Source organism: Levilactobacillus lindianensis (assembly GCF_003946095.1).
Taxonomy (GTDB): Bacteria; Bacillota; Bacilli; order Lactobacillales; family Lactobacillaceae; genus Levilactobacillus; species Levilactobacillus lindianensis.
In genome coordinates, this window is record NZ_RHOD01000013.1 from 1 (window position 1) to 16131 (window position 16131).

A 16131-nucleotide genomic window follows, 5' to 3' on the forward strand; every position below is an offset into this window, starting at 1 on the left:
CCGCGCGTGCGCCCACAGCGTTCCGGTCTCATTTTCACCAGCCCTGCGGCGCTGAGCCCTGCCATTCGACTTTCAATCTACATTAAGTAGCAAAACCAGTAACCCACAAAAAAAGCCGAGACCTAAACCGTCTCGGCTACAACTCACTATTCCTTTAACATAAACGAATGATCCGGAATCCGAATCAACGTGAAGCGATTGGCCAAGCGACCGGCGTGCAAGCCGATCCCGTTGACAAAGGACTTCTTGTAGGTCGTCTCGATGACCCCGACCCAAGCCTTCTGGTGTCGTTGATCATACTTCTTGACCTTTTTCTCATCCCATTGGTAGGCCGAGGCGGGCAAATTAATGGCCTTTTTCCCCGTCGCTACCGTGGCGTCCGTACTGTTGACCTGGTATTTTTCACCCTCGGTCAGATACGTGTACTGCTGGACCGGTTTCTTGCCGTCACTGTTGTGGACCACAACATAATAGGCGGAGCCACTCCCTGTACCCGTAGTGATTACCAGGGGTTCATAGCGCGTCGTTTCGCTAACCCGACTGCCCAGCTGGTTCACATTTTGGAAGAACGTCGTGTAACTCATCCCACCAAAGAACAACAGCCACACCACTAACTCAATGGTTGAAATGGTGAAATTACGCCACGAAAAGCTGTGATGTTCCGTCACGATGAGGTGAATACGGCGAACCCGCATGTCGTGGACCATCCAGACCAACGCGACCAGGACTAGGACCCACAAGGTCATCCCCACTAAGTTCCAAGTTGATTTCATAGTTTCCCAATTCCCTTCCAAAAATAAACCCCTCTATATGGGTATTTCTGTTCTCTATTAGCTTACGAGATTCACGCCGGGAATACAAGCCACAGCGGCGAAAATTAAGTTATACTGAGGGTAGTTCTCATCTTAGAAAAGAGGCGTTCCCCGTGTGTACTAGTTTAACCTATACCACCGCTTCTGCCCATCATTTTTTTGGCCGGACGATGGATTTTCCAACGACTACCCCGTGGCGGCCGGTTTTTCTGCCCAGACAACATCCCTGGCAGCCCGCGGTTGGCCCCTTGCGGACCAGTCAGTACGCTATTCTGGGCGGTGGTCGTCGTGCCAGTGACTGGCACGCCTACCTCCTCGGTGATGGCGTCAACGAAGCCGGCCTGAGCTGTGCCGAACTGTATCTACCCGGTGCCGCCACCTATGCCGACCAGCCGGTTACCGGACAAGTCAATTTAGGACCCCAAGATTTCATTACCTGGGTCTTGGGTGAACATACCACCCTGGCTGACGTCATTGCCGATCTTCCCCGGGTCACACTCCTCAACCGTCGCTGGGGTCAAGCCACGGCCGTCTACCCCTTTCACTGGATCCTAAGTGATCCCACGGGACAAACAATCGTGATCGAACCGACCGGAGGGCCGCTACAAGCTCAGGTCAATCCGGCTGGCATTCTCACCAATACCCCGCTACTCGCCACCCACATTAAAAACCTCAACCGTTATCTAGGGGTATCTGGGGATGTCTTTACCTCGGAAACTATTCAAGCTGCCCAGACTGTCATCGTCTCGGGCCAGAAATTACCAACTAAAACCATTCCCACCGACCGCTTCATTCACATGGCCATTCGCCGTTGGGGAACCCCGATCGCTGAAAATGACGTACTTAGTACCCGTGAAATTTTCCAATGGTTAGCAGAGGTTAGCCTCCCATTTGACCCGAAAAGACAGGGGCAACCCAACCATAATTACACCCATTACCGATCAATTTTCAATTTAGAGGCCAAAATGCTCACTTTTCAATCTCGCCGATCACGGCGTTTGCAACAAATCATTTTGACCCCTGAAATGGCTTCACACCAACACTTTCCCCATGCCTATCCGGTTGATTAATTGGGAATGTTGCAAAGCTTAACATTACCTTTAACGCGATTGATATTCGTTTGAGACATAACTGTAACAACTCCCTGATAGTATTAGTTCTGTTGAATCGAACGGAACAAGTTTTCAAAACTAAAAATACTAATTAAAAAAGAGGAGTTTGTTTACATTTATGAAGAAGACGTTAGCTAAAATCGCATTATCCCTGATCGCCATGGCCGCATTCGTGCTGGCTGGCTTTGCATTAACCCAACCGGTTAATGCATCCGCAAAGACGATTTCCTACAGCAAATTACATAAGGTAGCCAAGAAGCAATTAGGTAAGCCTTACGGTTGGGGCTCAGTTGGTCCTTCCCGCTTTGATTGCTCTGGCTTTACCAAGTACGTTTACAAAAAGGGTGGTAAGAAGTCTATTCCACGGACTGCCCAAGCTCAATACAACCACTACAAGCACGTTAGCTACAAGCACATCAAGAAGGGTGACTTGGTCTTCTTCGGTGGTTCAAAGCATTCCATCTATCACGTCGGCCTTTACGTTGGTGGCGGTAAGATGATTGATTCCCAAAACCGTGGTGTTGTGACTGAAAAGGTTCACGCCCCATGGTGGCACGCCGTTGGTTACGCACGGGTCGCAAACGTTAAGTAAGATCTCGTCTAACCTTCATAAATGAAATGAATTCTAACCCCCGCTGTTACGTCGCAGCGAGGGTTTTTGTTTTGCCTGATAGTAGCTAAAACCTGGCCCAACCCTTCATATCTGCATCCGTCATCCTCAACTCTACAACCACATCAAGCGGTCACCCCATCTTAATCGTGAGGCGACCGCTTTTCAATTCATTCATTTTAATCGAGCTGCTAGTTAATGTTGAAACATTCCAACAACCCAGCTGAGCGCAACCAGTAGGGGAAAAATCAGCCACCAATTCTGCGAAAGAAATTCCCAGCCATTCATCGGTCGTTGTCCCTCTGGCAAAGTTTTCACTGTCTTGTAAGACTGTTCTTTAGTCTCTGCTACTTGGCCCCCGACTAGTTCATTCAGATCCACTTGCAAGAGATTGGCCAGCTTCACAACTGTAGCCAAATCCGGTGATGTTTCACCCTGCTCCCACTTTGAAATCGACTGTCGTGACACGAATAGTTCATGAGCGAGTTGTTCCTGTGACAGATTCTGCCGGCGTCGCAATTTTACCAACTGCTGACGAAACATATTCTCCATGCTCTCATCCCCTTTTGCTTAAAATTATCATACCTGAAACACCGCGGGCTTCCTGCGAACAAAGTCGAACATCACGCTCTTTGCCCGGGCTAGTTGCGCCCGTATCACGGGCAGAACGGGTTGCAGATCCTATGATAACGGCATTTGTCTCAACTATTCTCTTTATCAATCACGGTAAGCAATCAGGCGTTAGTTTCCGTTAACAACGGAACCAACGCCTGATTTTTGATCACTATGCTCATGTTGCCGAAACGTGCGGAAAAGGGCAGTCAACTCCGCTTAACCCCGATAGTCACACAATCCAAAACCAGGATTGTCCGACTATCGACGTTAATGCTCATTGACTAATCGCCCTTTTCCCCACTCTCTTATTTTTGAACTGACGGATGCGCATCGAACCACGCCGTCATATCATCTAACCGTTGCACGCGCAGGCTCGGTAGCCCATCACGTGAGACCCCATGGAAGCTCTGCGGGTAGCGAATCATATCGGCATCGACGCCGTGGCGTTTAACCGCGGTGAAGAATTCCTCAGACTGGCTGATGGGACAACGCATATCCCACTCGCCGTGTAACAAGCGAATCGGGGTCGTGACATTCTGGGCATAAGCCAGTGGCGAACGTTGCCAATATTCACTCACGCCACCCTCATCGAAGAGATCCCCGGCCAATTCATCCGGATTGAAGTAAAACCCAATATCACTGGTTCCAAATAGGCTAATCCAGTTGGTCACAGACCGTTGGGCAACGGCGGCCGCGAAACGTGCCGTATGACCTACAGCCCAGGTGGTCATGAAGCCTCCGTATGATCCGCCAGCGATGTACTGACGATCCGCATCTAACTCTGAGAATTTCGCAAGTGCCACGTCTAACCCACTCATCACATCGCGATAATCGTGTTCCCCATAATGACCGATCACCGCATCCTGGTAGGCTTGACCATAGCTGGTTGAGCCCCGTGGATTGAAGAAGACCACGCCGTACCCGCGACTAGCGTGCACCTGAAATTCATAGAAGAACGTTTCCCCATAGTTGGCATGCGGTCCTCCATGGACGTAGAGCAGGACTGGCGTCTTCTTGGCGGTCGTTTGAGCCGGCAAGTACCACCCTTCCAGATCTTGGCCATCCGTGGCTTCAAACGTAAAGTGTTGGGGGTGAGCGTACTCATGGGTATCTTCATAAGTGGCATTGGGATTCACTAGAATGTGTTCGTTGCCCTCACTCAGCGTATGCCGAACCAGCAGGCTAGGTCGATCCTGAGCAGAAACGGCGAGCACAACGGCATCATCATCGATAACGGCAAAGTCGACAATTTCTCTAGGCTGATCACTCAGCAAGCGGACCTGCCCGCCATCCCCCACGTAAAGTTGGCTACGACCATGAAAGGCGGCGGTGAAGACGAAGCGCTGGCCATCCAGCCACTGGGCCAATTTACCACTCGGATTTTGGGTGAAGTCGGCCGCAAATTCCGGCACCGGATCAGCATCCAACGACGCCGTCTGGTTGACTAACTCGCCGGTCTCACGATTGGCAAGATAAACGTTAGCCACGGTATGTAAGCCATGCGAGCCATCGTTACCCACGATCAGGGCGCGACGACCATCCGCGGAAATTGTCGCATCCGCTACCTGACCCTTAAGACCACTAGTTAAGTCCGTCCATTCACGAGTCGCGGTGTCTAAGCAGTAGGCATGGCGCGTGAAGTCACGGTCATCGTCCGGCTGGACATCTTGAATCACCGTGAGCCAGCGGCCATCCGCACTGGTACTGGTCAGGTCGAAGTCGGTTCCTTGACTCAAGACTTCCCGCAACTGATCCGTCTCTGGTCGATAGCGCCAGACCCGGTAGGTGACTTGGTGTGGCAACCAGCCATGACCATCGGCCTTATTAATCAGGCGAGAAACGTGACGCGTTTGCGGAAAGTCCTCGGCATTTAAGAATTTCGGTTGTTCCGTAGTTTCGGTCGTTTTGAAAAAGATGGTCTGTTGATCGCCACTCGCAAGTACCGTGCTGACGGCCTGTTCCGGCATTAAGACCGTCACCGCCAGTGCTTCGCCACCATTGAGTGACGTGGTAAAAAGCTGCGGCTTGGCCTGCCCAACTTTGGCCGCAAAGTAAAGGTGCTGACCAGCTACAGCCGGTTGGGTATTCTGCTCTCCGACACTTCCCGCGGTCCAGGCTTCACCACCACTCACGCCGCGAACCACTGATCGATAGCCGTTGCTGGCCTGATCGACGCCATTCTCCACGAAGAAGATCCGATCGCCGGCCACGACCGGTTGTGTGATTGATTTTAGGTTAAATAAGTCCTGTGCTTGCACGCTCTGGGTCATCTCACCACTCCTCAATATTCTCATTATTTTCTCATTAATGGTTGCGTTTTATCTTACGCTCCCGGTTCGGCCCCTGTCAAACTCAATTCAAGCCTTCACGTGCGCCCACGGTGGAAAACCGCTACACTGAAAGTAACTAATGTGATAAGGAGTGAGCAAGTATGAAAATTGCAATTGCCGGCGCGGGTGCCATGGGGTGTCGTTTCGGGGTCAAGCTGCAAGCTGCCGGACATCAAGTTACCCTGATCGATAACTGGCAGGATCACGTGACCTCCATTCAGGAACATGGATTGACCGTCACCACTGATGATGGCCAAGACCATGTGACCCAAATGACTGCCAAGCGTCCCGCAGACGTGACGGAACGTTTCGACCTGGTGATCCTCTTCACCAAGGCCATGCAAATGGACCAGATGCTCCAACAACTCAGTGGCATCTTAGACAACCAGCCTATCGTCTTGACCCTGGCCAACGGGATTGGGAACGTCGAGACCATCGAACGCCACGTCCCTAAGGACCGCGTCGTGGCCGGAACCACGGTCTGGTCATCTAGTCTGACGGGTCCCGGTCACATCACGGTTACCGGAACCGGGAGCATCTCGCTACAAGCCATCGTGCCCGAGAAGTTCGACGACCTACCAGCCCTGATCGCAGCCCTGATCGCGGCCCTGAATGCCGCCCACCTCAACGCCAGTCCCGCTGAGAACGTGCTAGCCGCTATTTGGAAGAAGGCGGCGTTAAACAGTGTGCTGAACACCTACTGTACCCTGTTCGACTGCAATATCGGTGGATTCGGGGCATTGCCAAATTGGCGTACCTTGAACGATGCCGTCTTGACGGAATTTGCTGCCGTGGCTAAGGCCGCCCACATTCAATTTGACGCGGCTGCGGACACCGCCCTCATCGCCGCACAATTCGATCCTGATAAAAATGGTGGCCACTACCCCTCCATGCATCAAGATATGGCCAAGAAGCGGCCAACCGAAATCGACTTCCTCAATGGCTACATTGCCCAACTGGGAAAGAAGCTTGGCGTCCCAGCACCAACCAACGCCTTACTGACACAGTTAATTCACAGTCAGGAGTCGCTCCGTGGTATCAAGTAACATTAAAAAGTGAGCACCACGCTCTGTCACATTCATACTATATGTGGCAAAGTCTCACACTTTCGCCCTATATCTAGTTGTAATTTCTGCTAATTCATCGTAACATAGACCTATACTAATTTTTGACCGGGCGTTATAAAGACACACTAACGGGTTCGGCAAACCCTAGGAGGGCTAGAGACGATGGATGTTTTAAGACGATCACAGGCAACGATGTATCCGGGTGGTCTCACCGTGGAAAACTTAGCAGGAAAGCACATTCCGTTCAACTCACGAAAGATTCATCGGTCACTCACTGCACTGACCAACGATCCGACGGTAGTTCACCGCGTCGAAAGTCTCATCGTTGCCCAATTAGCAGGGTTTGACGTGGTTGCAACGGGCACTATTGCGGCAACGGTTGTGGAGACCTTGGAACAACTGGGCTACGACAATATGGCCCAAAATTACCGTCGTCGACAGCACGCTTAGTTAGTCGTGACTGGTAATCATTAGCGGTTATAATCGCTAACCCCAGAATCTAACAGATCAAAAAAAGTCCAGGACATGTCAACGTGTCCTGGACTTTTGGCGTGCGATTATAAATTTTTCAATAAAAAATCGACCAGCACTCCCCCGAGAACTGATCGACTAGGTCTATGAGCTTAATTGTGATTCTAAGTGGTGTAATTCGGCGGTCCGTACCTCACGAGGTAAGAAACGACGAATTTCCTCTTCGTTGTACCCCACTTCAAGTCGTTTATCATCAAAGATGATTGGGCGCTTGATTAAGTCCGGATACTTAACAACTAAGTCAACTAATTGGCTGACCGACAGACTATCCAAATCAATATTCAATTGCTTGAAAATATTTGATCGGGTAGAAATGATATCCTCGCTCCCATTTTCTGTGAGCCGAAGAATCTGTTTAACCTCGATAGCATTCAGTGGCTTAGACTTGATGTTACGTTCCTTGAACGCAATCTCATGTTCCTTAAGCCATGCGCGTGCTTTCCGACTGGATGCGCTACTTGGCGCAATGTACAAATTAATCATATCTCAGCACTTCCTTATCGTTGGATTGAGTAACGATAGAAACACAGACAACTTGGTTCCCCCGAAATGTTTCACTGAACTATCTAGTAGAACCAACTTATATGTTACCACAATTGAATGAATAATCAACCCTTTTTGGAAACTTTCTAAATAACCCTCATCATTTTTTAACGTGTTGGTTAGCCGTCACAACTAAGTCAACGTGCACCGTTTTACTTGTGATAAATCCGATGGAAGCCCCTAAATACGTCCATTGTCCCACCACAAAGTTCTGAAGCTCAACCAATTATCCTTTGTTCTTTTAGGTTCCGTTAAGGTTCATCCCGCCACGCGTGTCTTTTTACATGTAATGTATGGATATTCATTATACATGCAAAAATATCCATTATGTCAATTCTGAATCGCCAGCTTTCACCACCACAACTTTATTAAAATGGTTATTTTGGGCTTTTCAAGCGATCGGCACCCGTTCCCACCGAGAATGGCGTAAAATGGTGGCATCAATTATTTTCGGGAGGAACTCGTTTTGGAAGCCTTTTACTCCGTACTATTACTGATCTTGGCGACGATCGTCGCCAACACCATCTATCCTTACTTTTCTGCTATTCATCAGGCGTTCTACCAGATCTTTGCCGGTGCCTTATTGTCATTAATCCCCATGTTCCATCACTTTGCGTTGGAACCCGAGGCCTTTATGCTCCTGATCATTGGCCCACTGATGTTTTATGATGGGAAGAATGCCAGTGCCAAAGATCTCCGTCGCAACGTCGGCTCAATCGCCTCCATGGCAATCGTCCTCGCCGTTTTGACCGTGGTTGCCATGGGCTATCTCGCCCACAGCATGTTGGCCGGCATTCCCTTAGCCCTAGCCTTTGCACTGGCGGCGATCGTGACCCCTACCGATGCCGTGGCGGTTTCCTCCATTACCACGAATATGGCGGTGCCCGAACGAGTCATGGGCATGTTGGAACGTGAATCTCTATTCAACGATGCTTCTGGTTTGGTCGCCTTCAACCTCGCGTTGACAGCCTTTACTACCGGTCAATTCTCCGTTGGCATGGGCGTTAAACACTTCCTCATTGTCTTCTTTGGGGGCTTACTTATTGGGGTTATTCTGGGCGGCTTAGCCGTTTGGACCCGGGTCCTGCTGGTTCAGAGTGGGATGGATTCTTCCAGCGTCATCGTTCCATACGACCTCATTGTGCCCTTCCTCATCTACCTCGCTGCCGAACACCTCGAACTCTCCGGAATTCTCGCGGTCGTTGCTGCCGGGCTGATGTACAGCTTCTCTTCAAATCAACTACGCCTCTCCAGTACCCAGCTTCAGTTGGTCTCGCGGTCTTCATGGCGCATCGTCACCAGCCTTTTAAATGGGTTCGTGTTCGTTCTCTTAGGCGCGACACTTCCCACAGTCTGGGTAAATATTCAACAGGACCGCACCAAGGACCTGTTGACGTTCTTCATCTTAGCCGTCGTCCTTTACGTCGTCATGACCGCCCTACGTTACCTCTGGATTCGCTTCGACTGGGCCCTCATCCACTCGAAAAATAAAGACCGCCGTTCAAATGCCCTTGTGGGTGCCTTATCCGGGGTTCACGGAACCATCACCTTGGCCATGGCCTTCTCCCTTCCCTTAACGCTCCATGGCGCGGCCTTCCCCTATCGGAACACGATGATCTTCGTGGCCGCCGTCGTGATTATCCTAAGTCTGCTGGTCCCGACCATCATCTTGCCGTTCTTCCTACCAAAGAAAACGGCTACGGTCGATGCCGAGCAACTCGAACAGGAACGTAAGGCCTTGGTGGCCTACGCCAGTGAACGGTTGGCTCAGGAAAATCCGGATACCCCGGCCAGTGCCCAAACGGTAATCCAGGTCTTAAATAGCCAAACGAACAACACGCGGCCAGATAAAAAGGCGACACGGTTACTCCTCAATCGAGCCACACAGATGGAAGTCACGGCGGTCCAAGGGCTTGCCGACGCTGGCACCATCCCGGCTCCCTTTGCCAATCGTTACGTGCGTTTACTCCTGATGAAATCCCAAATGAGTCGTCACAATCCACTCGTCAACACCAGCATCTGGTTCCGCTTCGTGGGACACCGTCTCTGGCATCTCATTACCCACCATGGTGATCGACGTAAACAACGAGAACGACGCCAGGCCGGTCAACGCCATAGCCATCGTGGTCGCGATCGCTCGCGCCCTGGTCACGTCTCCGCAGCCGAACGCGAACGTCGCGAGAGTTTTATGCTAGTTGAAAAGACTATCTACACCCAAGTCATGACGTTCCTGACCGAGATTTCGACTATCGACAACCAAGCCGAAGTGAACGCGGTTCGTTACTACTACAATGCGCGTCACCGGCGCTTTGAATCTACCCAAGCCGCTGACGAACAAAGTGAGCTCTTCATTCAGGCCTTCCAGTACGAGTACACCTACATCCGCCAACGTCGGTCATCCAAAGAAATTCCGACAGCACTGGCAGACGAACTCTACCAACAAGTCTCAACCGATCAGATGCTCTATACCCAAGAAATTGCAGGAGAAGAATAGATTGGCCGCTCAGCGTCACATTTTCTTCACAATTGAATGCTATAGTAGTCGCATAACTTACGAATTAACCAACGAATAAGTTACCAATTTTACTCCTCCAAAAGTAAAAAAACGGGCGGACCGCTACGGCGATACCGACCCACTCCAAACGTAACATGTGTTTTTATTCAGCAGCGATGCGGACAATTACGGTCCGATCGCTGTTTTTTTATGTCGTTTTTCTTAACGACTCCGACCACCAGACGCCACCCTGTGTGGTGACCTCCGGCTGAAGCTAGTAAAAAATAGAAATTCGCATAGAAGTTTCCTGTATGGCCAATAATCGACGTCAATTTGTTCTGCTTAGCCGCCCCACATGACCTGTCTTCTGCGGCACGACCTTGGTATTCCCAGGGGTGACCCCGTCCCACCGGAGGCATCAAAGACTAAGACAACTAAAAATTCCAGCCGATAATAGTCAATCCCCCGCGCTTTTGTTAGAAATTTACTCATAATCTGGACGAATGCGCTCTCATAAATTTACACCGTTAGCAAACTAGCTTATAATTTCTTTAACACGTTATAGATTCGGCGTTGTGCTCAGGGTCTGTTAGACGTAATGGAGGGTGAGAATTCATGAAGCTGACAATTTTATCGACAAGCGATACCCACGGGTATGTCTTTCCGACGAACTATGTAAAGAAGGGCAGTCACCAGGGTTTTGGTCTGGCGCGTGCCGCCACGGTGATCGCCCGTGAGCAAGCGCAGGCGAAGACACTGGGACCGGTCGTAACCGTGGAAAACGGGGACTTTCTCGAGGGATCACCACTGGCGTACTACGTCGCCCGTGTCAAACCCGACCGCGACCCAGCACCTCTGATGGCCATCTATAACCAAATCGACTATGATTGCGGAATTCTCGGCAACCATGAATTTAACTACGGCCAAGAATACCTACAGGCCGCTATTAAAGACGCCAAACGTTCCATCCTTTGCGCCAATATTTTAGATCACAATGGCGAACCCGAATACGGGCAACCCTACCAAATTATCGAAAAGGAAGGCATCAAGATCGGCATCCTGGGGCTCACCACCCAGGCTGTCTACAAGTGGGAAAAAGCCACCAACATCAGTGGCCTGCAATTTGAGTCGGCCTACCTAGCCGCCAAGAAATACGTCCCAATCATCAGAGAACAGGCGGATGTGGTCATTGTGTGCTATCACGGGGGCTTTGAGCGCGATCTGACCACCGGGAAACCTAATGACATTCACGTCGGCGAAAACGAAGCCTACCACATCCTAGAGGCTATTCCAGGCATCGACGCTTTGGTCACGGGTCACCAACACCGGCAGCTTGCCACCGATGTTTTCGATACGCCAATCACACAACCTGGTTTCCGGGGACAGGCCATCGGGAAGATCACGTTGGATCTCGACCGTCAAGCGGATGGCACCGTGACCGTGCTCAGCCATGAGAGTGAACTGGTCCCAACCAAACACGCCCCACTTGACCAGAAGGTATTAGCCGCCGCCAATGGGCTGAACAGTGAGGTCGGCCACTGGCTAGACCAACCACTGGGTCATATCCAAGGCGACATGACTTTTGACGATCCCTTTGCGGCACGGATGCACGAGACCCCCTATATTGAATTTATCCAAAAAGTTCAAATGGCCACGATGGGCGCCGACATCTCTGCAACCGCCCTCTTCAGTGATGAAGCTCGCGGCTTTGAAAACCCCATCACCATGCGAAATATCATGACCAACTACGTCTATCCCAACGGCCTGTCCCTCTTAAAGATCACCGGGGCCGACCTGCGTGGCGCGTTAGAAGTCTCCGCCCGTTATTTTGCGATCGAAGATAACCAGATTGCCGTTAACCCAGCCTTTGTCCACCCCAAGCGTCGTCAGTATAATTACGACATGTACGAGGGTGTAGACTACCAGATCAACGTCGCCAAACCCGAGGGCCAGCGTATCGAAAACTTGACCTATCATGGTAAACCTGTGACGGACGATCAGGAACTCCGGATTGCACTGAACCAATACCGCGCAGTCGGTGGTGGCCACTACGCCATGTACAGTGCGGACAAGATCATTGCGGAGAGTCAAGGTGCGATGAGTGAAATCATTGCTGACTACCTCCAAGAACACCCAACCGTTCCGGCTACGGCCAATAACAATTTTACAGTCGTTAATGAGCCAGAATAAATCGGTTTACGTTTCACCTAAACGGCGCGTCAAGCGCTAGCCTACATAAAAAAGTCCCGCGAATTCCAATAGGAACCCGCGGGACTTTTGTGTTGCCAGCGTTTTAAGCGTTGGCTACCTTTTTCTTTTTCTTGTGTTTTTTCTTTTTCTTTTCGTCACCGACATATTCGACCGCCGTCAGCGTGCGAATCGTCGTCACCTTAATCTTACCAGGATACGTGAGCTTATCTTCGATCTGCTTGGCCACTTCCTGCGTCAGACTAGCCGCAGCTTGATCGTCCAGCTCATGTGGCTTGACCATAATCCGCAATTCCCGACCAGCTTGAATGGCGTAGCTTTCCGAGACACCCTTCTGTTCGTTAGCAATCTGTTCGAGGGCTCGCAACCGGTTGATGTAATCTTCCACCGATTCACTCCGTGCCCCAGGACGTGCCCCGGAAATAGCATCGGCCGCCGCGACTAAGTCAGATAGCGGTGACGTCTTCTCGATGTCGCCATGGTGCGCCGCGATGGCGTTGATCACAATCGGATCTTCGCCATACTTCTGGGCAAATTCCGTTCCGATTTCCACGTGGGTGCCTTCAACTTCATGGTCGATAGCTTTCCCCAAATCATGTAGGAGACCGGCCCGGCGCGCAAGTCGGGTATTGTACCCCAGTCGTGCCGCCATGGCACCAGTTAACTGAGCCACTTCAATCGAGTGCAACAACACGTTTTGACCATAACTAGTCCGGTACTTGAGTCGGCCGATCAGCTTCATCAGGTCGGGATGCATCCAGCCCACATGTAGCAGGCTAACGGTCTGTTCCCCAGTTTCCCAAAGGCTATGGTTGACGTCGCGTTGGGCATTCTCCACCTGAGTCTCAATCTGATTAGCCGAGATGCGACGACTGGCAACCAAGTTGGTCAGTGCCACCCGAGCAATTTCCCGGCGAATCGGATCGTGTGTGCTGATAAACAGCGTGGTGTTGTCATCCGGCACGAAGATTAAATCCGTCCCCGTGAGGGTTTCTAACAACCGAATGTGTTGACCTTCACGGCCGATAATTTTACTGCGAATGTCGCCGTTGGGTACAGTGACGGTATGTTCCATGTGCTCCTTCGGCAAATCCTGAGGACCACTCTCGGTGGCGGACAGGACGACATCCTTGGCCCACTTCTCAGCGTTGGCCACGGCGTTATCGTTGAGTGCCTTGATTTCAATGTCTCGATCCCGCTTCAAATCCAATTCAGTGTGATCTAGGACAGTTTGCTTCGCGACGTCATCGTCCATCCCCGCACGTTGCGCTAAGGTCTGGTTGCGCGTCGTCGTTAGTTCTTCGGCTTGATCGCGAAGTAAATGGATAGCTTGCCGCTGGTCACGGTTGGCCTGGCTCCGTTCATCTAACATCTCTGTCTGATCGTCGAGCCGGACCGTGGCCTGTCCCATTAAACGTTCTCGCTGTTGCCGCCGTTGTTCTCTAACGCGAATATCACTTTGTTGTTCGGTCAATTCGTCCTTGACGGATTGCTGATAGGCGAGTGTGGCTTGCCGACTCTTTTTGGTAAGCTGGTCGACACGCTGCTTCGTCTTCTCGGTCTCCTGAGCAATGATGGTTCTAGCCTGGGCCTGAACCGCCAGTAGTTCTGCGCGATGTTGCCGTCGCCGAACCAGGTAACCGATCACAATCCCAATCAACAACAGACCGATAGTCAGTCCTGTTATTAACAATATAATGTGCTCCTTAATTTTCAGTCCCGGGTATCCCGGGGGGATTGTCACTTTTCCCGTTAATTATACGCTATTTATGCCCACAACCCAACTGTTCAAGTTAAGGGTTTTCCATGGCTACCGGTAAAAATAACCAACCGAGCAGAATTAATTTGAAGCCACTCGCCACCCACAAGACCTCTAACCCGGCCAGATCGGCTAACCGAACCCCGATTGCACACCCTAGCAGAAAGGTTACCAGGACTAAACCAACACGCACCACCCGTTTTCTCGCCTGACGATCACGGTTGATGACGGCTCGATAAAAACTCGTGGCAAAGGCCTTGGTGTTGCCCGTCATGATGCCATTATTAATGGCGATGCCCCCGACCTGGCGAAAGATTGTGAGTTCGTACCCAGCTACTGTCCCGAGGAAAAAGATGAGCCAACTATCCGGCAATGTCGTCTGCAGACTAGCGAGTAGCGCGTAGGCCAACACGTCAATCAGTAGAAGCCAACGCATCTGACGCCGCGGATTGCGGGCACTGACGCGCTCACTCAGGCCCTGAGCGATGAAGCACCCCAGAAAGTAACCGACCCAAACAAACCCATTGGTCCAGGCGGCCTGCCAACCGTGTTCCATGAGTTTGATGACTCCCACAATCAGGTTTCCAGTCTGCGCACTTACGAAGACCTCACCATGCTTCAGGAAGGTATCGGCATCGATAACGCCCATCACCAGGGTGGCGCCCAGTGTCAGAATCGTATCGGTAACCGGTCTAAATTGTCGTGTGACATCATCCAAAATCAGTAGACTCCTCTAACTTACTTCATGTATTTGGCTAAGAAAGCCGTAACCGTCTTCTCGTAGAGTTCCGGATTATGGGATAGCGCCGCCGCGTGTTTGGCGCCCTTGACCACCAGGAGCTCCTTAGGCCCAGCGTCCGCTCGATAGACCTGATAAACCATCCGCGTCGGCACGAAGGTATCCGCTCCACCGTGAATAAACAACATCGGTTTGTGGTTCTTCTTGACCGCAGCCAACGCATTGGCATCCTTAAAATGGAACCCGGCCTTGGCCTTCGCCACGGCACTGGTCAATGGGACTAACGGCCAGTAGGGCAAGTTGTACATCTGCTTGGCCTGATAACTAATCTCGGACTGCGCATCCGTATAGCCACAGTCCTCAATGTAGGCCTTGAGCTGTGTCGGTGTCTTCAGTCCACTGGTCATCATGGTCGTGGCACCTCCCATGGAGACCCCAAACAACACAATTTGTGACTGGGGTCCCTGCTTGGCAATAACCTGCTTGACCCATTTTAAGTAGTCGCGACTCTCGTAATAACCATAGCTAATGACTTTCCCCTGGCTCTCACCCTGGCCCCTCGTGTCGGGAATCAAGGTGTTGTACCCGAGCTGATGGAAGAGCGCCACATAGCCTCCCATGGCTTCCTTATTCGATCCAAAACCATGAACCAACACGACGGTTTTCTTAGTCGCCTTGGCCGCGGGAATGTAGTCGGCGACCTGTTTCAAATGAGTGCCCGCCGCATTCTCCGTCCACCGTTCTTTCTTGACGTCGCGATACCACTTCTTCTGAGCATACAGGCGATCCGACTTGCGTAGTGGTTTCTCGGTACCCACAAAGCTTTTCTTGCCGCTCGCTACCGTCATGTTATAGAAATACAGACTGGCCCCTAGTAGTCCCCCGGCTACCAGCACCACAATCACACCGAGACTAATCAGTCCCCACTTTTTTCGCTTACTCATTTTCGTTTCCTCCCAATATCTCATTTCTCTTCTTCAGTAAGTATACGAAGTTCTTTTGATCAGCGCAATTGTTATGATGTTTGCTATAATAAGCACAACTTACGTGTGTGATCTTATCCATACCACCTGCGGCAACCAGACGCCACCCCATGAGGCAGACCTGAAGCCTGAGAAACGGTCTTCAGGACAACCTTGAACCTCGAAAACCATGAGTTTCAAAGTTGGCCGTGCTCTAAGCCGAGAAAAAACCTCGGCTAAGACCACCGACACGGGGTTCTGTCTAGTTACCTCCGGCTAAAACCAGTCACTACATTACCTGAAGCAGCCTAATCATGCGACTAATTGTAGTAGCGTTGCCGGAGGTGGA

Annotated in this window: 13 protein-coding genes; 6 read left to right on the top strand and 7 right to left on the bottom strand. The window is 51.1% G+C overall.

Features of this window, described 5'->3' with window-relative positions:
* Positions 1-146: 146 nt before the first annotated feature.
* Positions 147-773 (bottom strand): LVIS_2131 family protein, encoded by a 627-nt coding sequence (locus EKM70_RS06525; protein ID WP_125546325.1) that lies wholly within the window; start codon positions 771-773, stop codon positions 147-149.
* A 152-nt stretch (positions 774-925) separates the two neighbouring features.
* On the opposite strand from EKM70_RS06525, the gene EKM70_RS06530 reads away from it, so the two are divergent.
* Positions 926-1882, top strand: a complete 957-nt coding sequence (locus tag EKM70_RS06530) for a linear amide C-N hydrolase (RefSeq protein WP_125546327.1) — start codon at positions 926-928, stop codon at positions 1880-1882.
* 160 nt (positions 1883-2042) lie between these two features.
* Positions 2043-2516, top strand: coding sequence for a C40 family peptidase (locus EKM70_RS06535; RefSeq protein WP_125546329.1), 474 nt, complete (start codon positions 2043-2045; stop codon positions 2514-2516).
* A 213-nt stretch (positions 2517-2729) separates the two neighbouring features.
* On the opposite strand, the gene EKM70_RS06540 is transcribed toward EKM70_RS06535, so the two are convergent.
* Both EKM70_RS06540 and EKM70_RS06545 read right to left on the bottom strand, forming a co-directional pair.
* A complete protein-coding gene (locus EKM70_RS06540; protein WP_125546331.1) occupies positions 2730-3086 on the bottom strand; it encodes a helix-turn-helix domain-containing protein in 357 nt (118 codons plus the stop codon).
* 368 nt (positions 3087-3454) lie between these two features.
* Positions 3455-5419, bottom strand: coding sequence for a S9 family peptidase (locus tag EKM70_RS06545; RefSeq protein WP_125546333.1), 1965 nt, complete (start codon positions 5417-5419; stop codon positions 3455-3457).
* 161 nt (positions 5420-5580) lie between these two features.
* On the opposite strand from EKM70_RS06545, the gene EKM70_RS06550 reads away from it, so the two are divergent.
* Positions 5581-6525, top strand: coding sequence for a ketopantoate reductase family protein (locus EKM70_RS06550; protein ID WP_125546335.1), 945 nt, complete (start codon positions 5581-5583; stop codon positions 6523-6525).
* Positions 6526-6708: 183 nt separating this feature from the next.
* Positions 6709-6996: an EAL domain-containing protein gene (locus EKM70_RS06555; protein ID WP_125546336.1), complete on the top strand. Its 288-nt coding sequence runs from the start codon at positions 6709-6711 to the stop codon at positions 6994-6996.
* A 165-nt stretch (positions 6997-7161) separates the two neighbouring features.
* Here the strand turns inward: EKM70_RS06555 and spx are convergent, their stop codons facing one another.
* Positions 7162-7560, bottom strand: coding sequence for a transcriptional regulator Spx (gene spx, locus EKM70_RS06560; RefSeq protein WP_125546338.1), 399 nt, complete (start codon positions 7558-7560; stop codon positions 7162-7164).
* Positions 7561-8086: 526 nt separating this feature from the next.
* Between spx and EKM70_RS06565 the strand changes: the two genes are divergently transcribed.
* Positions 8087-10114, top strand: coding sequence for a Na+/H+ antiporter (locus tag EKM70_RS06565; protein ID WP_125546340.1), 2028 nt, complete (start codon positions 8087-8089; stop codon positions 10112-10114).
* 615 nt (positions 10115-10729) lie between these two features.
* On the top strand, positions 10730-12304 hold the full coding sequence (locus EKM70_RS06570; protein ID WP_125546342.1) for a bifunctional metallophosphatase/5'-nucleotidase: 1575 nt from the start codon (positions 10730-10732) through the stop codon (positions 12302-12304).
* A 103-nt stretch (positions 12305-12407) separates the two neighbouring features.
* Here the strand turns inward: EKM70_RS06570 and rny are convergent, their stop codons facing one another.
* The 3 genes from rny to EKM70_RS06585 form a co-directional block, all read right to left on the bottom strand.
* Positions 12408-14015, bottom strand: a complete 1608-nt coding sequence (gene rny, locus EKM70_RS06575; RefSeq protein WP_125546344.1) for a ribonuclease Y — start codon at positions 14013-14015, stop codon at positions 12408-12410.
* A 100-nt stretch (positions 14016-14115) separates the two neighbouring features.
* The gene (locus tag EKM70_RS06580; protein ID WP_225416394.1) at positions 14116-14799 is read right to left on the bottom strand and encodes a YoaK family protein; all 684 of its coding nucleotides are present in this window, start codon (positions 14797-14799) and stop codon (positions 14116-14118) included.
* Between the two features lie 20 nt (positions 14800-14819).
* Positions 14820-15764: an alpha/beta hydrolase gene (locus tag EKM70_RS06585; RefSeq protein ID WP_125546346.1), complete on the bottom strand. Its 945-nt coding sequence runs from the start codon at positions 15762-15764 to the stop codon at positions 14820-14822.
* Positions 15765-16131: the final 367 nt, after the last annotated feature.

Coding starts and splice junctions, on each gene's coding strand:
- EKM70_RS06525 (WP_125546325.1), bottom strand. CDS start 773: ATGAAATCAACTTGGAACTTAGTGGGGATGACCTTGTGGGTCCTAGTC.
- EKM70_RS06535 (WP_125546329.1), top strand. CDS start 2,043: ATGAAGAAGACGTTAGCTAAAATCGCATTATCCCTGATCGCCATGGCC.
- EKM70_RS06540 (WP_125546331.1), bottom strand. CDS start 3,086: ATGGAGAATATGTTTCGTCAGCAGTTGGTAAAATTGCGACGCCGGCAG.
- EKM70_RS06545 (WP_125546333.1), bottom strand. CDS start 5,419: ATGACCCAGAGCGTGCAAGCACAGGACTTATTTAACCTAAAATCAATC.
- EKM70_RS06550 (WP_125546335.1), top strand. CDS start 5,581: ATGAAAATTGCAATTGCCGGCGCGGGTGCCATGGGGTGTCGTTTCGGG.
- EKM70_RS06555 (WP_125546336.1), top strand. CDS start 6,709: ATGGATGTTTTAAGACGATCACAGGCAACGATGTATCCGGGTGGTCTC.
- spx (WP_125546338.1), bottom strand. CDS start 7,560: ATGATTAATTTGTACATTGCGCCAAGTAGCGCATCCAGTCGGAAAGCA.
- EKM70_RS06570 (WP_125546342.1), top strand. CDS start 10,730: ATGAAGCTGACAATTTTATCGACAAGCGATACCCACGGGTATGTCTTT.
- EKM70_RS06585 (WP_125546346.1), bottom strand. CDS start 15,764: ATGAGTAAGCGAAAAAAGTGGGGACTGATTAGTCTCGGTGTGATTGTG.